At 52.7% G+C, this 17,125-nt stretch carries 14 protein-coding genes; 9 read left to right on the top strand and 5 right to left on the bottom strand.

What is annotated here, in order from left to right:
* Positions 1 to 30 precede the first annotated feature (30 nt).
* Positions 31 to 330: a LiaF transmembrane domain-containing protein gene (locus NSU14_RS01460; RefSeq protein WP_039307338.1), complete on the bottom strand. Its 300-nt coding sequence runs from the start codon at positions 328 to 330 to the stop codon at positions 31 to 33.
* Between the two features lie 288 nt (positions 331 to 618).
* Between NSU14_RS01460 and NSU14_RS01455 the strand changes: the two genes are divergently transcribed.
* The 6 genes from NSU14_RS01455 to NSU14_RS01430 all read left to right on the top strand — a co-directional run bounded on the left by NSU14_RS01455 (position 619) and on the right by NSU14_RS01430 (position 9,992).
* On the top strand, positions 619 to 2,472 hold the full coding sequence (locus tag NSU14_RS01455) for a glycosyltransferase (RefSeq protein WP_340942291.1): 1,854 nt from the start codon (positions 619 to 621) through the stop codon (positions 2,470 to 2,472).
* The gene (locus tag NSU14_RS01450; RefSeq protein WP_340942288.1) at positions 2,469 to 4,811 is read left to right on the top strand and encodes an exosporium glycoprotein BclB-related protein; all 2,343 of its coding nucleotides are present in this window, start codon (positions 2,469 to 2,471) and stop codon (positions 4,809 to 4,811) included. The genes NSU14_RS01455 and NSU14_RS01450 overlap by 4 nt, the downstream gene beginning before the upstream one ends.
* A gap of 167 nt (positions 4,812 to 4,978) precedes the next feature.
* Positions 4,979 to 5,665 (top strand): response regulator transcription factor, encoded by a 687-nt coding sequence (locus NSU14_RS01445; RefSeq protein WP_042139931.1) that lies wholly within the window; start codon positions 4,979 to 4,981, stop codon positions 5,663 to 5,665.
* Complete coding sequence (locus NSU14_RS01440; protein ID WP_042139933.1) at positions 5,662 to 6,696, top strand: sensor histidine kinase; 1,035 nt, start codon at positions 5,662 to 5,664, stop codon at positions 6,694 to 6,696. The genes NSU14_RS01445 and NSU14_RS01440 overlap by 4 nt, the downstream gene beginning before the upstream one ends.
* A gap of 96 nt (positions 6,697 to 6,792) precedes the next feature.
* Positions 6,793 to 7,491, top strand: coding sequence for an ABC transporter ATP-binding protein (locus tag NSU14_RS01435; protein ID WP_042139934.1), 699 nt, complete (start codon positions 6,793 to 6,795; stop codon positions 7,489 to 7,491).
* The gene (locus tag NSU14_RS01430; RefSeq protein WP_042139936.1) at positions 7,488 to 9,992 is read left to right on the top strand and encodes an ABC transporter permease; all 2,505 of its coding nucleotides are present in this window, start codon (positions 7,488 to 7,490) and stop codon (positions 9,990 to 9,992) included. The genes NSU14_RS01435 and NSU14_RS01430 overlap by 4 nt, the downstream gene beginning before the upstream one ends.
* A gap of 50 nt (positions 9,993 to 10,042) precedes the next feature.
* Here the strand turns inward: NSU14_RS01430 and NSU14_RS01425 are convergent, their stop codons facing one another.
* From NSU14_RS01425 to NSU14_RS01410, 4 genes are all read right to left on the bottom strand, one after another.
* Positions 10,043 to 10,912, bottom strand: coding sequence for a helix-turn-helix domain-containing protein (locus NSU14_RS01425; protein WP_076247725.1), 870 nt, complete (start codon positions 10,910 to 10,912; stop codon positions 10,043 to 10,045).
* Between the two features lie 27 nt (positions 10,913 to 10,939).
* Positions 10,940 to 11,911, bottom strand: a complete 972-nt coding sequence (locus NSU14_RS01420) for an EamA family transporter (protein WP_340942283.1) — start codon at positions 11,909 to 11,911, stop codon at positions 10,940 to 10,942.
* Between the two features lie 4 nt (positions 11,912 to 11,915).
* Positions 11,916 to 12,368: an Lrp/AsnC family transcriptional regulator gene (locus tag NSU14_RS01415; RefSeq protein ID WP_076247727.1), complete on the bottom strand. Its 453-nt coding sequence runs from the start codon at positions 12,366 to 12,368 to the stop codon at positions 11,916 to 11,918.
* A gap of 705 nt (positions 12,369 to 13,073) precedes the next feature.
* Positions 13,074 to 13,637: a GbsR/MarR family transcriptional regulator gene (locus NSU14_RS01410; protein ID WP_340942280.1), complete on the bottom strand. Its 564-nt coding sequence runs from the start codon at positions 13,635 to 13,637 to the stop codon at positions 13,074 to 13,076.
* Positions 13,638 to 13,861: 224 nt separating this feature from the next.
* On the opposite strand from NSU14_RS01410, the gene NSU14_RS01405 reads away from it, so the two are divergent.
* From NSU14_RS01405 to NSU14_RS01395, 3 genes are read left to right on the top strand one after another with little or no spacing between them, the layout of a single operon-like run.
* Positions 13,862 to 14,812 carry a carbohydrate ABC transporter permease gene (locus tag NSU14_RS01405; RefSeq protein WP_042139943.1) on the top strand — a complete coding sequence of 317 codons (951 nt, stop codon included), beginning with the start codon at positions 13,862 to 13,864 and terminating at the stop codon, positions 14,810 to 14,812.
* Between the two features lie 48 nt (positions 14,813 to 14,860).
* On the top strand, positions 14,861 to 15,697 hold the full coding sequence (locus tag NSU14_RS01400) for a carbohydrate ABC transporter permease (RefSeq protein WP_039307391.1): 837 nt from the start codon (positions 14,861 to 14,863) through the stop codon (positions 15,695 to 15,697).
* Positions 15,698 to 15,731: 34 nt separating this feature from the next.
* Positions 15,732 to 17,078: an ABC transporter substrate-binding protein gene (locus NSU14_RS01395; protein WP_340948874.1), complete on the top strand. Its 1,347-nt coding sequence runs from the start codon at positions 15,732 to 15,734 to the stop codon at positions 17,076 to 17,078.
* Positions 17,079 to 17,125: the final 47 nt, after the last annotated feature.

The following is a 17,125-nucleotide window of genomic DNA, read 5'->3' as shown; positions in this document are numbered from 1 at the left end:
CTGCTTCTAATTAAGTAATTGTTCTACCTCTTAGTATGTTCTGCTCCGCTTACCCCGGAGTACCGAGATGCCCCACACTACCAGCGCCACACCGAGCAGCGGTCCGATAATCCAGGAAAGCTTGGAGAGCAGGGACATGATACCGATGAACATTACCACCCAGCCGATAATCTTGCGTCCGCTCTTAATTCCGTAGTATCCGAGAACCACCAGCAATACCGGGAACAGGATGCCGAAGATGCCGTGAATCAAATGAGGCAAAATCCCTAACAGCATTACCGCTCCAATTGCAATCAGCACAATCGCAAGTCCGTTACCTTTTCTTTGCATTTTTTCTCACCGCCTTTCGCTGATCTCTTTCTTATAACCTTATTCTAGGGCAAACCGCAGATTTTCAAAACAGACTGTGGACGGTTTTATGTACTGGACCTTAGTCGGGGACTTATGCACGACCGCAGACTGCGGGGCTCGGGAAATAATTCATCTTGCATAAAGCTACACAACTATTGTTGGACTCTACATTATAATGAAGACTTTTGTCGGGTAATGTCCAGAATATGTCCACTTTACTGTGATAGAGTGTGATATATATCATTTCAAATCAAATGGAGGGATTGAATGCAAGTATCCATTATCATATTGGCCCAACATCTTCGATTACTTAAATCATGCCTGGCCAGTATTGAGTTATTTACGGAAGCCCCCTATGAGCTGATTGTGATTAACGATGGCGGCGGTGAAGAGATCAGCAGCTATTTAACTCTCCATAAAAAAGCGCGCTCCTTCTCGTCCAAGGAACGTATCGGCGTGTCCGGAGGATACAATCTGGGCGCATCCTTTGCGGCTGGTGAATACCTTGTATTCATGCGTGACCATATGATTGTGTCTGAAGAATGGCTGTCCAGCCTGACCGGCTGTGCCCGGCAGCACCCGCAGGCGGCGATGATCGGCCCTGTCAGCAATGATGTTAGCGGCCCGCAAAGACTTCCGGTGATCTGTACAGAGATGGAGCAGCTGGATCATATCGCCAGATCGTTCGCACTCTCCAAAGCCGGACAAGCCAAGACCACAACCCGGCTGCTAAGCCATCTGCTGCTCATGCGCCGTGATGCCTTCGGTCAGCTCGGAGGCTTCGATGAACAATTCGGACTGGAATGCTACGAGGATGACGATCTATGCTACCGTGCGCTCCAGGCAGGATACAGTCTGCAGATCGCCCTGGACTGCTTCGTGCGCTATATCCAGCCTCCACCGCTGTTCCCGGAATCACCCGGCTGGTACAACGCACAGCTGATTGCCAATAAAGAAAAAGCCCGCAGGAAATGGGGCCTCGATATTACAAGTGCTCTATATGAAATGAAACGCAGCGTCACCGTGAGTCTCTGCATGATTGTCAAGAACGAGGAAGCCACTCTTGAACGCTGTCTGGACAGTGTCTCAGGACTGGTGGATGAGATCATCATTGTGGATACTGGTTCAACAGACCGCACCAGGGAAATTGCTCTGCGCTACACGGACAAGGTAGCTGATTTCACATGGGTCAACGATTTTGCCAAAGCGCGGAATTATGCCTTCAGCCTGGCGACACAGGATTACCTGCTCTGGATGGATGCTGATGATATTCTGCTGCCTGCAGATGCCGAGAAGTTCAGCACCTTGAAGAGCGCCTTGGAATGGGATATGGACGCGGTATCCATGAATTACAATCTGGCCTTTGACGAGCATGGTAATGTCACCTCCAGCCTTACACGCAACCGCCTGGTCAAGCGGGAGAACGGCTTCCGCTGGATCGGTATCGTCCATGAATACCTGGAGGTTAGCGGCAAGGTGCGACGTTCGGATATTTCCATCACCCATGGCAGAGTCCACGGGAATTCTGACCGCAACCTGAATATCTACGAGAGCCGTCATGCGGCCGGGGAGATTTTCTCCACCCGGGATCTGTTCTACTTCGCCAATGAGCTGAGGGAACATAAGCAATGGGACAAAGCCATCTCTTTCTATGAAATGTTCCTGCAGCAGGTAGACAGCTGGATCGAGGACCGGATCAATGCCTGCGGAAGCCTCTCCGATTGCTACCGGGAGCTTGGCAATGAACAACAGGCCAAAGCTAAAGCGCTCCAGTCTTTCTCTTATGATCTGCCCCGCGCAGAGAATTGCTGCCGGCTTGGCAGCCTGTACATGCTGGAGAACGACTTCAGCAAAGCCATCTTCTGGTACAAAATGGCGAGCGAATTAACCAAGCCGCTGGACAATTACGCCATTCTCCAGCATGCCTGCTGGAGCTGGCTGCCGCATCTGCAGCTCTGTGTCTGTTATGACCGCATCGGCCAATATGAACGGGCCAGTGCCCATAACGAAATGGCTGCGGAACACATTCCTTTTGACAGCAAAGTGCTGGCGAACAGAGCCTACTTCACCGGCCTGGGCGTTGCAAGACAAACATATACTTTAGGGGGAACTACTCGATGAAAAAAGCAACAACCCGCTATACAGAAATCGCCCACGGCAGCGAAAACTCCAAAAAGGATATCAAACCCGCTTTAGTAAAAACCTCAATGGCGGTTATGGTGCTTAGCCAGGTAACAGCCGTGCTGCCCAGTGCCGGATTCGGCGGTACAGGCATTGCCTCCGCAGCTGAAAAGAAAGCCTTCAATGATGTAAGCAGCAGCTCGTGGATGTACAAATATGTAATGAAAATCGCCGCTTTGGGGTTTGCGGAGGGAGATACCACCGGGAACTTCAATCCAAAGGCGCCGCTGACTCATCAGGAAGCTGCAATTATGGCTGTCCGTTTCCTGGGCACAGAGGAGCCTTCCGGCACTTCGGCCAGTTCTTCGCTTGAAGTCAGTGATTGGGCAAGTGCCTGGGTGCAGACCGCTATTAATGAAGGTTTAATTAAACCTGAAGAGGAAGCCGCTTCGGGCTGGGGAACACAGAATGCCAGCCGCGAGTGGCTGACTAAACTTGTGATCCGTCTGCTCGACAAGGAGAATGAAGCACTTGCCCTGGCCAGCGAACCACTCCCCTTCAATGACGAGAATCAAATTTCCGCTTGGGCTACCGGCTATATCAATGCAGCTTCCCAGTTAAAAGTAGTCCAAGGCTTCGAGGATAAAACGTTCAGACCTACCGCTGATGTGACCCGTGCCCAGGCGGCAGCTATTTTCAGCCTGGCGGAAAGATATGCTCCGGCCCAATCCGGAACTGTTGCCCGCGGCACTGTCGTCAGCCTGACTGGCAGCCAGATTGGTGTACTGACAGAAGCTGGTCAAGTCGTGAACCTTAAGATTGACAGCACAACACTGATCTTCGGCACTGGCGGAGCTTCCGCTTCTGATATAGCCGCCGGGCAGCCCATCACGGCAATCTACAGTAACGGAGCAGCTTCTTATATTGAAATCGCCGACATTACCAAGGCAGAAATTACGCTGCCGGCGCCAAAAGGCGAAACCGGAGCTACTGGTGCAGCAGGCCTGGTGGGTGCTACGGGGGCGACTGGCGCTACAGGGGCGACTGGCGCAACGGGTACAACCGGAGCAACAGGCAGCGCTGGCTCCTCAGGAAACCAAGGAGCAATCGGGGCGACTGGTGCGACGGGGTCTGCCGGTCCTATCGGTGAAATAGGCGCAACAGGTGCAACGGGCCCGGCAGGTGAGACCGGCGTAACCGGAACCACGGGGCCTACCGGGGCAACGGGGCCCGCCGGCGAAGTCGGCGCTACTGGGGCTACTGGGGCTACCGGCCCAGCCGGTGAAGAAGGCGCCACTGGGGCTACCGGCCCTGCGGGCGAAGATGGAGCTACTGGGGCAACGGGGGCAACTGGCGCTACTGGAGCCACTGGCGCTACCGGCCCTGCGGGCGAAGAGGGAGCTACTGGGGCAACGGGGGCAACTGGCGCTACTGGAGCCACTGGCGTTACAGGGCCTGCGGGCGAAGATGGAGCCACAGGCGCAACGGGCGCTACAGGAGCCACTGGCGCTACTGGACCTGCGGGCGAAGATGGAGCTACTGGGGCAACTGGCGCTACTGGAGCCACTGGCGTTACGGGGCCTGCGGGCGAAGAAGGAACCACTGGCGCTACTGGTGCTACTGGTGCTACTGGTGCTACTGGCGAAGATGGAGTCACCGGCGCTACTGGTGCCACTGGCGTAACTGGCGCTACCGGGGCGACTGGTGCTACCGGGGCTACCGGTGCTACCGGGGCTACCGGTGTTACAGGAGCCACCGGGGCGACTGGCGCCACTGGTACTCCAGGGGCTAGCGCAAATGCCTATATCCCGTTTTCTTCAGGAAACCCTGCTACTGTAACTACGATAGCAGGCGGTTTGCCAGGCACTGGCGCACTGATTGGCTTCGGAAGCTCAGTAAGCGGCGTATCCGTTACCTCAGGAACTATTGATTTAACCGGAGCAAGCGGCACAAATCTCAATTATGCCTTTTCTGTACCAAGTGCCGGAACCATTACATCCCTAAGCGGATATTTCAGTACAACACAAGCACTTTCTCTGGTGGGAACTACGGTAACTATTACAGCCCAACTGTACGCGAGTACAACGCCCAACAATACATTCGTGCCTGTACCTGGAACTGCAATGACATTGTCTCCCTCGCTTACAGGAATAATATCCGTAGGATCCGTCTCTTCCGGTATAATTACAGGCCTATCTATTCCTGTTACAGCACAAACGCGCCTGCTTATGGTATATTCAGCATCCGCGGCAGGTCTCAGCCTTAACAATACTGTTCAAGGATACATGAGCGGCGGTCTCAATATTTCGATGCCGGCAACTGTACCAACACCTCCCTGATAATTCATTTTATTAATTAAAAGCTGATTCTTAGCAGATATTCTGCTGGGGATCAGCTTTTTTTACTGTCCCTTCCAAATTATACGGCATCATATTCTCTTGCAGGATCTCCCAGTCATGGCCATAATATTGAGATAACGCTTCATCCACACAAAGGAGTTACGCCCATGAAGACACTGCTGATCGTTGAAGATGACCGAAGCCTGAACAAGGGAATCGCCCTGTCCTTGGCTCAAAATGACTTAATTATAGAGCAGGCCTATTCTGTGGCGATGGCTGATCAGATTATATCCTCAACCCAGATAGATCTCATTCTGCTGGATGTGAATCTTCCGGACGGAAGCGGACTCGATTACTGCGAGAGAATCCGCCGAACCTCACAAGTGCCGATTATATTTCTGACAGCCAACGACATGGAGCCGGATATTGTTACCGGCTTTGCGCTGGGAGCTGATGACTATATTACGAAGCCATTCAGTCTGATGATTCTGCGGGCCCGGGTAATGGCCGTCCTGAGAAGGAGCGATGCACCTGCCAGTGACAGGATCGTTATCGGACCGCTGGAATTTGATTTTGGCAAAATGGAATATTTCAAGAACAGCCGCCCCCTGCTGCTGAGCAAGTCCGAACAGAAACTGCTGCGCATACTGGTAGTGAACAGAGGCAACATTCTGACCCGAGAGCAGCTGATCGACAAAACGTGGAGCCAGGAGGCTGTCTTCGTGGATGAGAACGCATTGACGGTAGCGATCAAAAGATTGCGGGCCAAAATCGAAGCTGAACCCTCCTCGCCCCAATATATTAAGACCGTTTATGGTTTAGGGTATACATGGACAGAAGGGCCGACTCTATGAAGGGACAAGAACGACTGCCGCATACCCGGCTGGTAAATCTGGGGTTTGCTGCGGCTTTTATCATTCTGGTGCTGGCTTATGTGACTTGTATTATATTACTGGATACCACTGGCTCATCCATCCTCGGACTCTCCCTTCTGTTTATACTCTGCATGCTGATCCTGGGAGGGGCCTGGTCCTGGTCGCTCAGGCATCAGCTCACTTCTTTTATGGGACAGGTAGAGATACTGGTAGACAACGCTACTCTCGGGCGTGAGCCAAACTATAATTATGAAGAAACCCTTCTCTCCTCCATAGAACATAAATTAATGCGGTACATAGAGATTGCCAGAGTGAACGGACAGAATCTGGAGACGGAAAAGAATAAAATTAAAGAACTGATCTCCGATATCTCCCATCAGACCAAAACACCGTTATCCAATATTATGATTTACAGCCAGCTGCTTGAGGAAAATCTGGTGCATGATGAGCATGCGCTCCCGCTTGTTCTCCAAGTTAAAAAGCAGTCGGAAAAGCTCGACTGGCTGATCCAATCCCTGGTCAAGCTGTCCAGACTTGAGACGGGCATGATTTCTTTGCACATGGTGTCTTCTCCTGTGATCCGCGCCGTTTCTGAAGCAGTTTCGCAGATTTTCATCCAGGCAGAGAGCAGCTGTATCACTATCAGTATAAGCTGTGAAGCCCACATCACCGCGCACCATGACTCCAAGTGGACAACCGAGGTGTTATTCAATCTGCTGGAGAACGCCGTGAAATATACAGGAGCGGGAGGCAGCATCCATATCACCGCTGAAGCGAATGAGATGTTTGTACGCCTGGATATCGCAGATACCGGCCGGGGAATCTCCCAGGAAGAGCTGCCCCAAATCTTCAAGCGGTTCTACCGGGGAAATAATGTGCGCGATATAGATGGCGTGGGAATAGGACTATTCCTGGCGCGGGAGATTATCACTGCACAAGGCGGACATATGAAGGCTGCATCTGTGCCCGGGCAAGGCACTGTGTTCTCGATCTTCCTGCCGCTATGCTGAATATGTCCATTCCGTCAGATTTCAGACACTCTCCTGTTAGATTTGTCTGATACCTTGAAGATGTGAATAAGAACATACGCACAGGAGGAATATAACATGCCTATTCTGCGAATAGAGAATCTCAAGAAATATTATGGAAAAGGAGCGCAGACGGTCAAGGCTCTGGATAACGTATCTATGAATGTCGAGAAAGGGGAGTTCGTGGCAATCGTCGGCACGAGCGGCAGCGGAAAAAGTACACTGCTGCATATGCTCGGAGGTCTGGACCGGGCCACAGAAGGCAAGGTGTATGTCAACGGGCATGATATTTTTCAGATGAGTGATGAGAAGTTAACCATTTTCAGGCGCCGCTCTGTCGGATTCGTCTTCCAGAGCTATAATCTGGTGCCGATCCTGAATGTGCTGGCAAATATCGTCCTGCCCATTGAGCTTGACGGAGGCCAGATCGACCAGGAGTATCTGAACCTGATTATCACGAGTCTGGGACTGCAGGAGAAGACCCGCAATCTGCCTGCTGCACTCTCCGGCGGCCAGCAGCAGCGCGTGGCCATCGCAAGAGCGCTTGCGACCAAACCTTCCATTATCCTTGCTGATGAACCCACCGGCAACCTGGACAGCAAGACCAGCCAGGAGGTGCTTATCCTGCTGAAACAGCTCAGTGTCAAATTCGACCAGACTATTGTTATGATTACGCATAACGAAGCCATCGCCCAGATGGCGGACCGGATCATCCGCATTGAGGACGGCAGGATCGCCTCAGGATTAACGCAGTCACCCGGGGAGGGCCGGTTATGATCGCTACAAACAACCGGAAGACCGTGTTCAACCTGGCGATGGCCAGCCTGCGGGCCAACCGGTTGCGAAATTTGGCGGCCATCTGCGCTATTGTGCTGACTACACTGCTTATTACTTCCATTTTCACTATGGCTCTGAGTATCAACCAGTCTATGCAATATGCACAAATGAAAACAGCCGGAAGTGACTTCCACGGAGGCTTCAAATACCTTACTCCGGAAGAAGCAGCTACACTGCGGAAGCATCCTTCAATTAAACTATATGACTACTCGCTCAGTTCCGGCAGACTGGGGAATAAAGAATTTAAGCATGATCCCGTTGAGGTGCTTCAGATTGATCAGGTCTACGCGGATCACAGCTTTATCGTGTTCACAGAGGGAGGATTGCCTACTGGAGAGAATGAGGTTGCCCTGAACACCTGGATTCTGGACAAGCTGGGGGTGCAGCCGGAGCTCGGCAAGGAAATCACGCTGCAGATAGATATTGGTGAGCGGATGATCAGCCAGAAGTTCACTTTGTCAGGCTATTATGAAGCGGACAAGGAGCTTGCGATGGCGGGACTGGCCTTTGTCTCGAAAGCTTTTACCGATAAAAACCTCTCAGACATCGATCCCGTACAATCAAGAGACAGCGGCTCCTACGTTAATACCTCAAATCTGAGTGTCATGTTCAGCAATTCCTTTCATATTGAGAGCAAGCTTAACAAGGTCCTGGCAGACACGGGAATTACGGCTCCTATCGGAATCAATTGGGCTTATTCCAGTGTATCTTTGGCGGAAAATGCAGTGAATATCATTCCATACGCCGCAGTTATCTTCATCATTATGCTTAGCGGCTACCTGCTTATTTATAATATTTTTTATATTTCGGTGGTCCGTGATGTGAAGTTCTACGGCCTGCTGAAAATGATTGGCACCACCCCGAGACAACTGCGGAGAATCATCGCTATTCAAGCCAGGCTGCTATACCTCATTGCCCTGCCGTTCGGCCTTGGCTTCGGCTATCTAATCGGCAGATGGGTTACACCTCTGACCACTTCGCTATCCGGAGAGTTTAAAGGAAGTTCGCTTTCGTCCAGTCCATGGATATTTGCAGGCGCAGCCCTCTTCTCCTTCCTGACCGTGTGGATCGCAGCGCATAAGCCGGGACGGCTGGCAGCGGACATCGCTCCCGTGGAAGCTGTTAAATTCTCAGGCGTTCAGAATGGCGGAGTGAAAACTCTCAGGTCCTCAAACCACGGGGCCAAGCTACACCGTATGGCGTTCTCCAATCTGTTCCGGAGTCAAAAGAAGCTGAGCCTGATGTTATCTTCGCTTTTCTTAAGCATTCTGCTGTTTAATACGATATTCACCGTAATCTCCTCCATGGACGTCAATAAGTACCTCAGCGCCTACATTCATGGGGATTATATGATACACAACAAGGGCATTATCCAGCAGGAGGGGGAACGCTCAGTCAATGAAACAGAGCTGTCCGAGGAACTGTGCAGGCAGCTGAGTCATATAGACGGGGTGAACAGTATCGATAAAGTCTATTATAGCCTGCTCACCGTTCCTCCGGATGATATCATCCGCGCTTCACTGAAGTCGTCAGCCAATCCACAGGGCATCCCTGCCCGTGTCCACGCTCAGCTCTTCGGACTGGATTCAGGCTGGTACGATCTCGCAGAACAGGATGTGCTCGAAGGGGAATTCAACCGGGAGCAATTTGATTCCGGGGACTTCATACTGGTGACCCAGACTCTTACAGAGCCAGGCGCCTATGCAAGCTACTATCATCCCGGAGATAGGATCAGCTACCCCGGATTGAAGCAGAGCTACGAAGTGATGGCCGTGCTGAAATATGACGCTTTCTTTGCGGCAACCACCCAAACATATTTCGGCAACGGCTACAACGCCTTCCTGCCTGCAGCCAAGCTCCGCCAAGCCACTTTGGAGAGCGGGACTCCAGCAGACATCCTCTCGCTTACCCTGCATGCAGATCCCGCCAAGCTTGATGAAACGGGGCAATTGCTCAGAGAGGGCATCCGCCCGCTGGATGCTCTGCAGCTGAAATCCAGAGAAGATTACAGAGAGGAGTTAAGCGATAATATCCGTATTTTTGAGATTATCGGCTATGGCCTGAGTCTCGTAATCGCCCTCATAGGTCTGCTCAATTACATTAATTCTGTCCTTACCGGGGTGATCGCCCGCAGGCATGAATTTGCCGTTCTGGAGAGCATCGGGATGACTAAGAAGCAGCTCAAACGGATGCTTGTTTACGAAGGATTGTATACTGTACTGCTCACCGCTCTGCTTACCTCTACTATAGGCGTGCTGCTGACTTACTGGATCGCCAGGAATATTGCCGCGGGTATGGCCTATATGGAATTCCGCATGATGTGGCTGCCGTTCATTCTGGTCATTCCGGTACTGGCTGTTTTGTCTTATCTCATCACAATAAGTGCCTACAGACCGCTCGCCCGCAGCCCGATCGTCGAAAGGCTGCGTGAAATGGAATAAAGGCATGCTAAATAGCCGGATACTCTAAAGAGTACCGGCTGTTTCAGCAGTTATTTGGCGAAGGTCCGCGACACCCAATCGCCCAGAATATCCTCACTGAGGAATGGAGCCAGCGGCAGGAGTGCTGCCGCACCTTCTTTATTGAAGATACGCTCAGCTAGTCCATTCAGCGCCTCTTCACTGAGGAACGGAGCCAAGGGGAGCAGCGCTCCCGAGCCTTCCCGCTCAAAGACTGCCTCTGCCAGCTCATCCAGTAGCTCTTCTTCGAGGAACGGAGCCAGCGGGGGGAGCGCTCCCGGACCTTCTTTGGCAAAAGCGAGCTTGGCGCATTCCTCCAGCCCCTCCTCACTTACAAACGGGGCAAGCGCCACAAGTGCATGTTTTCCTCCTGAGGCATAAGCTTGTTTGGCAAGCTCGTCCAGCCCCTCCTCACTCATAAACGGGGCCAGCTTCAGCAGCGGCTGAATCCCCTCCCGCTCAAACACCTCCACGGCGCATTTATCCAGCGTCTCTTCGCTTAAGAATGGCGCCAGTGCCAACAGATCGTCTACTGCCGCACCCACCTTCACATGCTCAAACGCTTCGCCGATCTGTTCATTTTGCAGCAGCGGCGCAAGGTCCGAAAGCTCTTGTGCCGTGCCTTCCCCCCGCTGGAAATAATCCCCCGTGGTCTGATCCAGTACACTTTCGATAATCCGGGAGCTTCGCCCTTGCTCTTCTCCGAGGATCTCGCCGATCCCTACGCCAAAAATTTCCGCCAGCTCCGGAAGCTTGGAGATATCCGGCATACTTGCGCCTCTCTCCCAGTTGCTGACCGCCTGATAGCTGATTCCCAGCTTATCTGCGAGCCCCATTTGCGTAAGCCCGGCGGCTCCTCTCAATCTAACGATATTCCTGCCCACCTTCAACATGTCAAACATGCTTCCACCCCTTCGGCTAAGATGCTCTCAGTGTACCGACCGCTGCTGTTTTTGTATATCAAGCGCTGCTTGAGTTGCCGCCTGCTGCGGCTTGCCGCGGAAAATAGTCACCAGAACGACCGCTGCAATAATGATCACGGCTGCAATCAGTGTATTCAAGGTAAGCTGTTCACCGACCAGCAGCCAGCCAAGCAGTACCGCCACCACCGGATTAACGAAGGCATAGGTTGAGACGAGAGACGCGTCAGCATTCTTGAGCAGCCAGATGTAGGCCGTGTAGCCGACGATGGAGCCGAAGACGACCAGATAACCGAGTGCCAAATATGAGCGCATTGAAATGCCGGAAATATCGAGCTTGGACCAGTCGCCGGTGAAATAGGAGAAAATCATCAACAGCGCTCCTCCCGTCAGCATCTGTGCTGCCGTTGACATCAGCGGGGAATCCGGCATTGCAGCACTGCGTGAATACATCGATCCGACTGCCCAGCTTATGGAAGCTATTAATAAGGTAATAATACCGATCAAATCGGTGGCGGTGCCCGTATCTCCCTTCCCCGGCTGGAAGACCAGCACTGCAATGCCCAGCAGCCCCAGTACAATCCCGGCGATGACACCGGTATTCGGACGTTTGCCGCCGCGGCCAAACCAGCCCATCAGCATCATCCAGACGGGAACGGCCGCAACGATCAGGGAAGCGATGGATGAAGATACTCTTTGCTCTGACCAGGCCACCACACCGTTGCCTCCAAGCAGCAGCAAGACGCCGACAATCGCCGAAGACCGCCACTCGCGCCCGGCCGGACGCTTCGCTCCGCTTAATCTGGCAATCATATAGAGCACAGCACCGGCTGCAAAAAACCGTACTCCAGCCATCAGAAAAGGCGGCATCGTCTCAATCGCAATCTTCATGCCGACATAGGTGCCTCCCCAAAACAAATAAACGCACAATAGCGCAATACCAACCACGTACACCGGATTCACTTTCTTCTTCTGCGGCATACCGCTACACCCCCTTCAATCCGTCCTCATATATAGTAGATAAAATAAAAGTAGTCGAGGTTTCCTTAATGTCAGGAATACGGAGAATCTCGTCAAGCAGAAGTGTAAGCTCCTCCGGCGAGGTCACCCTCACCTTAAGCAGCATGCACCACTCTCCCGCCAGCCGCTGGCATTCGATGATGCTCACGCCCGGGATTTGGATGCGGATAATCTGTTCTGCCGCCTCCTTAAAGCCCTGGCTGACCACCTTCACGGAGATCATGACCTTAATCTTCTGGTCCAGCTTGCTCCAGTCCACAATTCCCCTATAGCCCTTGATTACTCCGCTTTTCTCCAGCTTGCCGACTCTCTGATGCACAGATGGCCGCGAGATATGCAGCAGCTTGCCGATCTCTTCATGGGACAGTCTTCCGTTCTCTTCCAGCAGCTTTAGAATTCTAATATCGAGTTCATCCACAAGACCGCCTCCTGGGCAAAATTATAGCATGATTTATATGAATAACGACTAATCGTTAGTGTTCATCAGTAAAATCAAACGTTTCGTAAGATAAACGGGAAATAATCTCGTTAATCGTTATAATACCGGCTCAAATCTATCCTGAGAATAACGAATCGTAGGTGCGTTTGATACGAAAAAACCCAAGTCTTGAGCCGCCAGCTGGAGAAGCTGGTTTGGGCCACTGCTTGAGCGGGATGATGCTGGGGGATATTTGATATTTGCTGCAAAACTCCAGACTGGGGCAGAACGGAGAGAGCGTACAATAACCAGCTGGCTGCATGAGTAAACGTTGGGTTGGGTTGAACCCTTCCGTCAAAACCAAACTATACTCAAACCGGACTGAGAGGACCCTATTTTACGAAAAGGACTGCTTTGTCCGGGCAAACGGACTCAGAATCCTCTATTTACTTCCGGGCACACCAAAACAAGGGTCTTTGAGACATTTAGCGGAATCTGAGTCCGCGCAGGTTAAATAACAGGGTATTTTCGCCAAATAGGGGATTGTCAGTCCGGTTCCCGCAGGATATCGGTCTCCCCACAGTTGTTTTCCTATGTCATAGATGAACTGGAGACGCAGACTTTCATTGCTCCGTCCGCAGCGACAGAGCACAGCAGCTACTTCTATCCAGCGTCAGCGGCTTACGACTTCCCCGAGTTCAGCAGCTACTCTCTGCCCGGCAAGCCGCCGCCGAACACCGTTCCTTCCGCAAGCCCGGACACGAACTGCTGCAGCCAGACATAATATTCAGCGGCATGCTTCAGCTTGTCCAGATCCTTGAGGCAGGCCTGCCGTTCCTCCTCCGGAGTGTCCTCCGCATCGATAAGGGCCTGCAGTTCAGGCACCGCCGTCCCCATCGCCTCCTGCATCACATCGATCTCCCGCTGAAGCTTCAGCGTGAAGAAGTTCCGGAAGGCCTGGAAGAAATCCGTCTCCGCCGCATATAGCTCCTTCCGCTCACGCTTCTCCTCCAGCTTCGTAACCATCCGGGAGGCGATCAGGGAGCGGACACCGTAGCTCATATTGCTTTTGCTCATATTCATGACCTGCTTCATTTCCTCCAGCGTCATCGGCTTGTCCTCAAAGAACATAATTCCGTACAGCTGCCCGAAGGAATAATTCGCTCCATACAAATCCATCGTCTGCGCTATCGCATCAATCATCGGACCAAGGAGCTGCTCCCGTGGCGAACGATGCGGGTTGTCCTCGCCAAATGCGGCATGTTTCATCAGGGTAGCACCTCATTTTCGCATAGAATTGTTCTCTCTACATTACACAAAACTGAAGCTTTGCGGCAGACTTACTACAAATTTTACACAAATTCCGAAGTATGTTTACTCCCGCTTGACCACAAGCCTCGTCCATGAGTGTACAATTTTTTTTGAACAGAGGAACTGTCCTCTGCATTATACCGCACCAAACAATGTAGATGGAATGGGGTATTGGGACGAAAATGACACGTTCAAAACTTATTAGCGGCCTTAAGCCCGTGCTGTTCACGCTGCCGGCAATGATCCCGTTCGCCCTGTTCTGGCTGGCACCGCTGCTGTATGTACTGTATCTCAGCTTCACGGAATGGGATTTCATGAGCCCGGAGAAGACCTTTGTCGGCCTGCAGAATTATACCGACCTGCTCAGCAATCCGGCTTTTTACCAGGCCTTAAGAGTAACCGTGCTCTTCTGTGCGGGCAGTGTGCTGCCGATCATCCTGCTGGGACTGGGCCTTGCCCTCCTGATGAACCATAAAACAACCCCACGAAGTGGAGCTTTAGCTTCGAGGTTTACTCAGGTACTTCGCGGGGGCCCCACGTTCAACTTAAAGGGCTCTGCCCTGTATCAGGTGCTGCTGTTCTCGCCTTGGGTCACACCAACCGTTGCCGTATCCATCGTCTGGTCCTGGATATATGAGCCTGATGTCGGCCTCGCCAATACAGTGCTCGGCTTCTTCGGCCTTGAGCCGATCGGGTGGCTGCAAGACCCCAAGTGGGCGCTGATTGGCGTGCTGCTCGTAACGATCTGGAAATCAGTAGGCTGGGCGATGATCTTCTATCTGGTGGCGCTGCGGAATGTGCCTTCAGACCTGCTGGAAGCCGGGGAGCTTGACGGGGCAAGTCCGGTGCAGAAGTTCCTCCGCATCACGCTGCCGCTGATCTCGCCGACCACACTGTTTCTGTTCGTGGTACAGCTCATCTCGGCGCTTCAGGCCTACGATCAGATTAATGTGCTGACGCAGGGCGGCCCGTCCGGCTCTACCCGCACCTTGCTGTATCTGTATTATCAGTCCGCCTTCGAATCGTTCCAGATCGGAGAGGCTTCCACTGTAGCTGTCGTCCTGGTCTTCCTATGCATGCTGCTGTCGGTGTTCTCTTTCAGCATCAGCAAGCGGACCACCCATTACCAATAGCAGTTATCTGTTCTTATCTTTCGTACAAGGAGGTCTCACCGCTTGCGTATGCTCACACGGCTCAGCGGACCGGCCCGCCAGATTTTTTTCGCCGCGCTTGCTCTGCTGATGGCCTTTCCGTTCTACTGGATGGTTACCAGCGCACTCAAAACCAATGATGAAATCTGGCGCTCCCCGCCCACGCTCTGGCCTGAGGTACCGCTCTGGGGGAATTTCGCCGCAGCCTGGAACGAGGCCCCCTTCGCCCGATATATGGGCAACAGCATCTTCGTTGCTGTCTCCATCGTCATCCTGCAGACGATCAATTCCGGGATGATGGCGTATGCGCTGACGCATATGAAGTTCCGCCTGAAGGGTGTTTTTGCCGGAGTTATTCTGTTCGGTTACATGGTTCCGGCTACAGCCGTCTATCTGCCCGGATATCTGGTATTGTCCGAGCTGCATCTGCTGAACTCCTATGCCGGCCTGATTCTCTCTAATTGTGTAAGTATCTTCTCCATCTTCCTGATCAGACAAGCCTTCCTGCAGGTGTCGCATGAGCTGGTGGAGGCGGGTGAAGTGGACGGCGCTTCGCATATGCGGATTCTCTGGACGGTGCTGGTCCCGGTTACGCGGTCATCCTTCGCCGTACTGGCGCTGATTACCTTCATTGATCAGTACAACAATTATTTCTGGCCGATGCTGATTACCAAGGACCCCAGCCTGCAGCTGGTATCAGCCGGTCTGCGCAGCTTCTTCGTGGAAGGAGGTGCGTACGGACTGAAATGGCCGCTCATCATGGCCGCCAGCGCCTTCACGATTGCCCCGCTGCTGCTTGTCTTCCTGCTGGCGCAGAAAACGATTATGCAAAGTGTCAACATGACCGCAGGCTCCAGTAAAGGCTGAAATCTAACACTTCCAAACAAAGAGGAGAATGATGATGAACGTATTCAAAAGGTTGTCTGCAGTATCCATGATTGCCGGACTTTCCGTACTCACTGCCTGTGGCGGTAATTCTGCTTCGGGCAATGTTACGGCAGCGGACGGTGCCGCCACAGTGCCTGCCGCTAATGCTGCTCCGGCTGGAGGCGCACCGGTAACTATTGAATTCTGGTATGGACTCGGCGGCAAGCTCGGTGAAAATATGGAATCGCTCATTCAGAAATTCAATGCCTCCCAGCAGGAGGTCATCGTCAAGGGCATTGTGCAGGCAGATTATACAGAAACCGAACAGAAGCTTCAGGCAGCGATCGCTACCGGGCAGGTTCCGGCAGCCGTGCTCTCTTCCAATATAGACTGGGCCCGCAAAGGCTACTTCGCTGCGATAGATGAGCTGATTGCCGGGCAGCCGGATTTCAATCAGGCCGATTTCGTCCAGACCTTCCTGAGCCAGGGCCAGGTTGACGGCAAGCAGTACTTCCTCCCGATGTATGGAACGACGCAGGTGATGTACTACCGTAAGGATGCTTTTGAGAAAGCCGGCATTGATCCCTGCCAGATTAAGACCTGGGAAGACCTCGCTGCAGCTGCCAAGAAAATGACAGTCACAGAAGGCGGCAAAACCAGCTTCTACGGCTGGGAGCCGATGTGGGGCTCCGGCAATATGATTGACGCTGTACTCAGTAAAGGCGGCAACATTCTCAGTGAGGATGGCAAAACAGTTACGATCGACTCTCCTGAATGGATCGAGACCTGGGACTTCTTCCGCCAGTCGATTCATGAAGACAAGACCATGCGTATTCACTCCGGCGGACAAGGCTGGGAGTACTGGTACAAGACGATTGACGATGTAATGAAAGGCCAGGCGGCCGGATATACCGGCTCCAGCGGCGACCAGGGCGATCTCGACTTCAGCATCGTCTCCGCGATGGAGCAGCCGGGCTGGGCCGGAGTCGGCGAAGGCAAACCTGTGGCTCAGGCAATTATGGCCGGTATTCCTGCCAAGGCCGGAGATGCCGAGCAGCAGGCTGCCATGAAATGGCTGGCCTACTTCACGAACTCCGAGAATACCGCCTTCTGGTCCATTAACACCGGGTATATTTCCGTCCGCCAGTCTGCACTCGAAGATCCGGCATTCGTCACATTCAGTGAGACTAATCCGCAGATCAAAATTCCGTTACAGCAGGCATCCCACGCTTCTGCTCCCTTCCAGGACCCTACGGGCGGTAAAATCAACGATGCCCTGACAATTGCTGCGGACAAGGTGCAGATTGAGAATATTCCGGCTGCTGAAGCCCTTAAGGAAGCGCAGCAAACCGCCCAGGCGGCATTGGATAAACTGAAATAACCGGCAATTCATGCTCTAAATACTTCAGGCAATGAACTATCAGATAC

Source organism: Paenibacillus sp. FSL R10-2771 (assembly GCF_038000205.1).
Lineage (GTDB): Bacteria > Bacillota > Bacilli > Paenibacillales > Paenibacillaceae > Paenibacillus_AQ > Paenibacillus_AQ phytohabitans.
Note: the sequence above shows the minus strand (reverse complement) of the source record. Positions and strands in the feature narration are given on the sequence as shown.

Bases quoted from the DNA above. Each gene is read 5' to 3' on its own strand.
- NSU14_RS01460 (WP_039307338.1), bottom strand. From the start codon at position 330: ATGCAAAGAAAAGGTAACGGACTTGCGATTGTGCTGATTGCAATTGGA.
- NSU14_RS01455 (WP_340942291.1), top strand. From the start codon at position 619: ATGCAAGTATCCATTATCATATTGGCCCAACATCTTCGATTACTTAAA.
- NSU14_RS01450 (WP_340942288.1), top strand. From the start codon at position 2,469: ATGAAAAAAGCAACAACCCGCTATACAGAAATCGCCCACGGCAGCGAA.
- NSU14_RS01445 (WP_042139931.1), top strand. From the start codon at position 4,979: ATGAAGACACTGCTGATCGTTGAAGATGACCGAAGCCTGAACAAGGGA.
- NSU14_RS01440 (WP_042139933.1), top strand. From the start codon at position 5,662: ATGAAGGGACAAGAACGACTGCCGCATACCCGGCTGGTAAATCTGGGG.
- NSU14_RS01435 (WP_042139934.1), top strand. From the start codon at position 6,793: ATGCCTATTCTGCGAATAGAGAATCTCAAGAAATATTATGGAAAAGGA.
- NSU14_RS01430 (WP_042139936.1), top strand. From the start codon at position 7,488: ATGATCGCTACAAACAACCGGAAGACCGTGTTCAACCTGGCGATGGCC.
- NSU14_RS01425 (WP_076247725.1), bottom strand. From the start codon at position 10,912: ATGTTTGACATGTTGAAGGTGGGCAGGAATATCGTTAGATTGAGAGGA.
- NSU14_RS01420 (WP_340942283.1), bottom strand. From the start codon at position 11,911: ATGCCGCAGAAGAAGAAAGTGAATCCGGTGTACGTGGTTGGTATTGCG.
- NSU14_RS01410 (WP_340942280.1), bottom strand. From the start codon at position 13,637: ATGAAACATGCCGCATTTGGCGAGGACAACCCGCATCGTTCGCCACGG.
- NSU14_RS01405 (WP_042139943.1), top strand. From the start codon at position 13,862: ATGACACGTTCAAAACTTATTAGCGGCCTTAAGCCCGTGCTGTTCACG.
- NSU14_RS01400 (WP_039307391.1), top strand. From the start codon at position 14,861: ATGCTCACACGGCTCAGCGGACCGGCCCGCCAGATTTTTTTCGCCGCG.
- NSU14_RS01395 (WP_340948874.1), top strand. From the start codon at position 15,732: ATGAACGTATTCAAAAGGTTGTCTGCAGTATCCATGATTGCCGGACTT.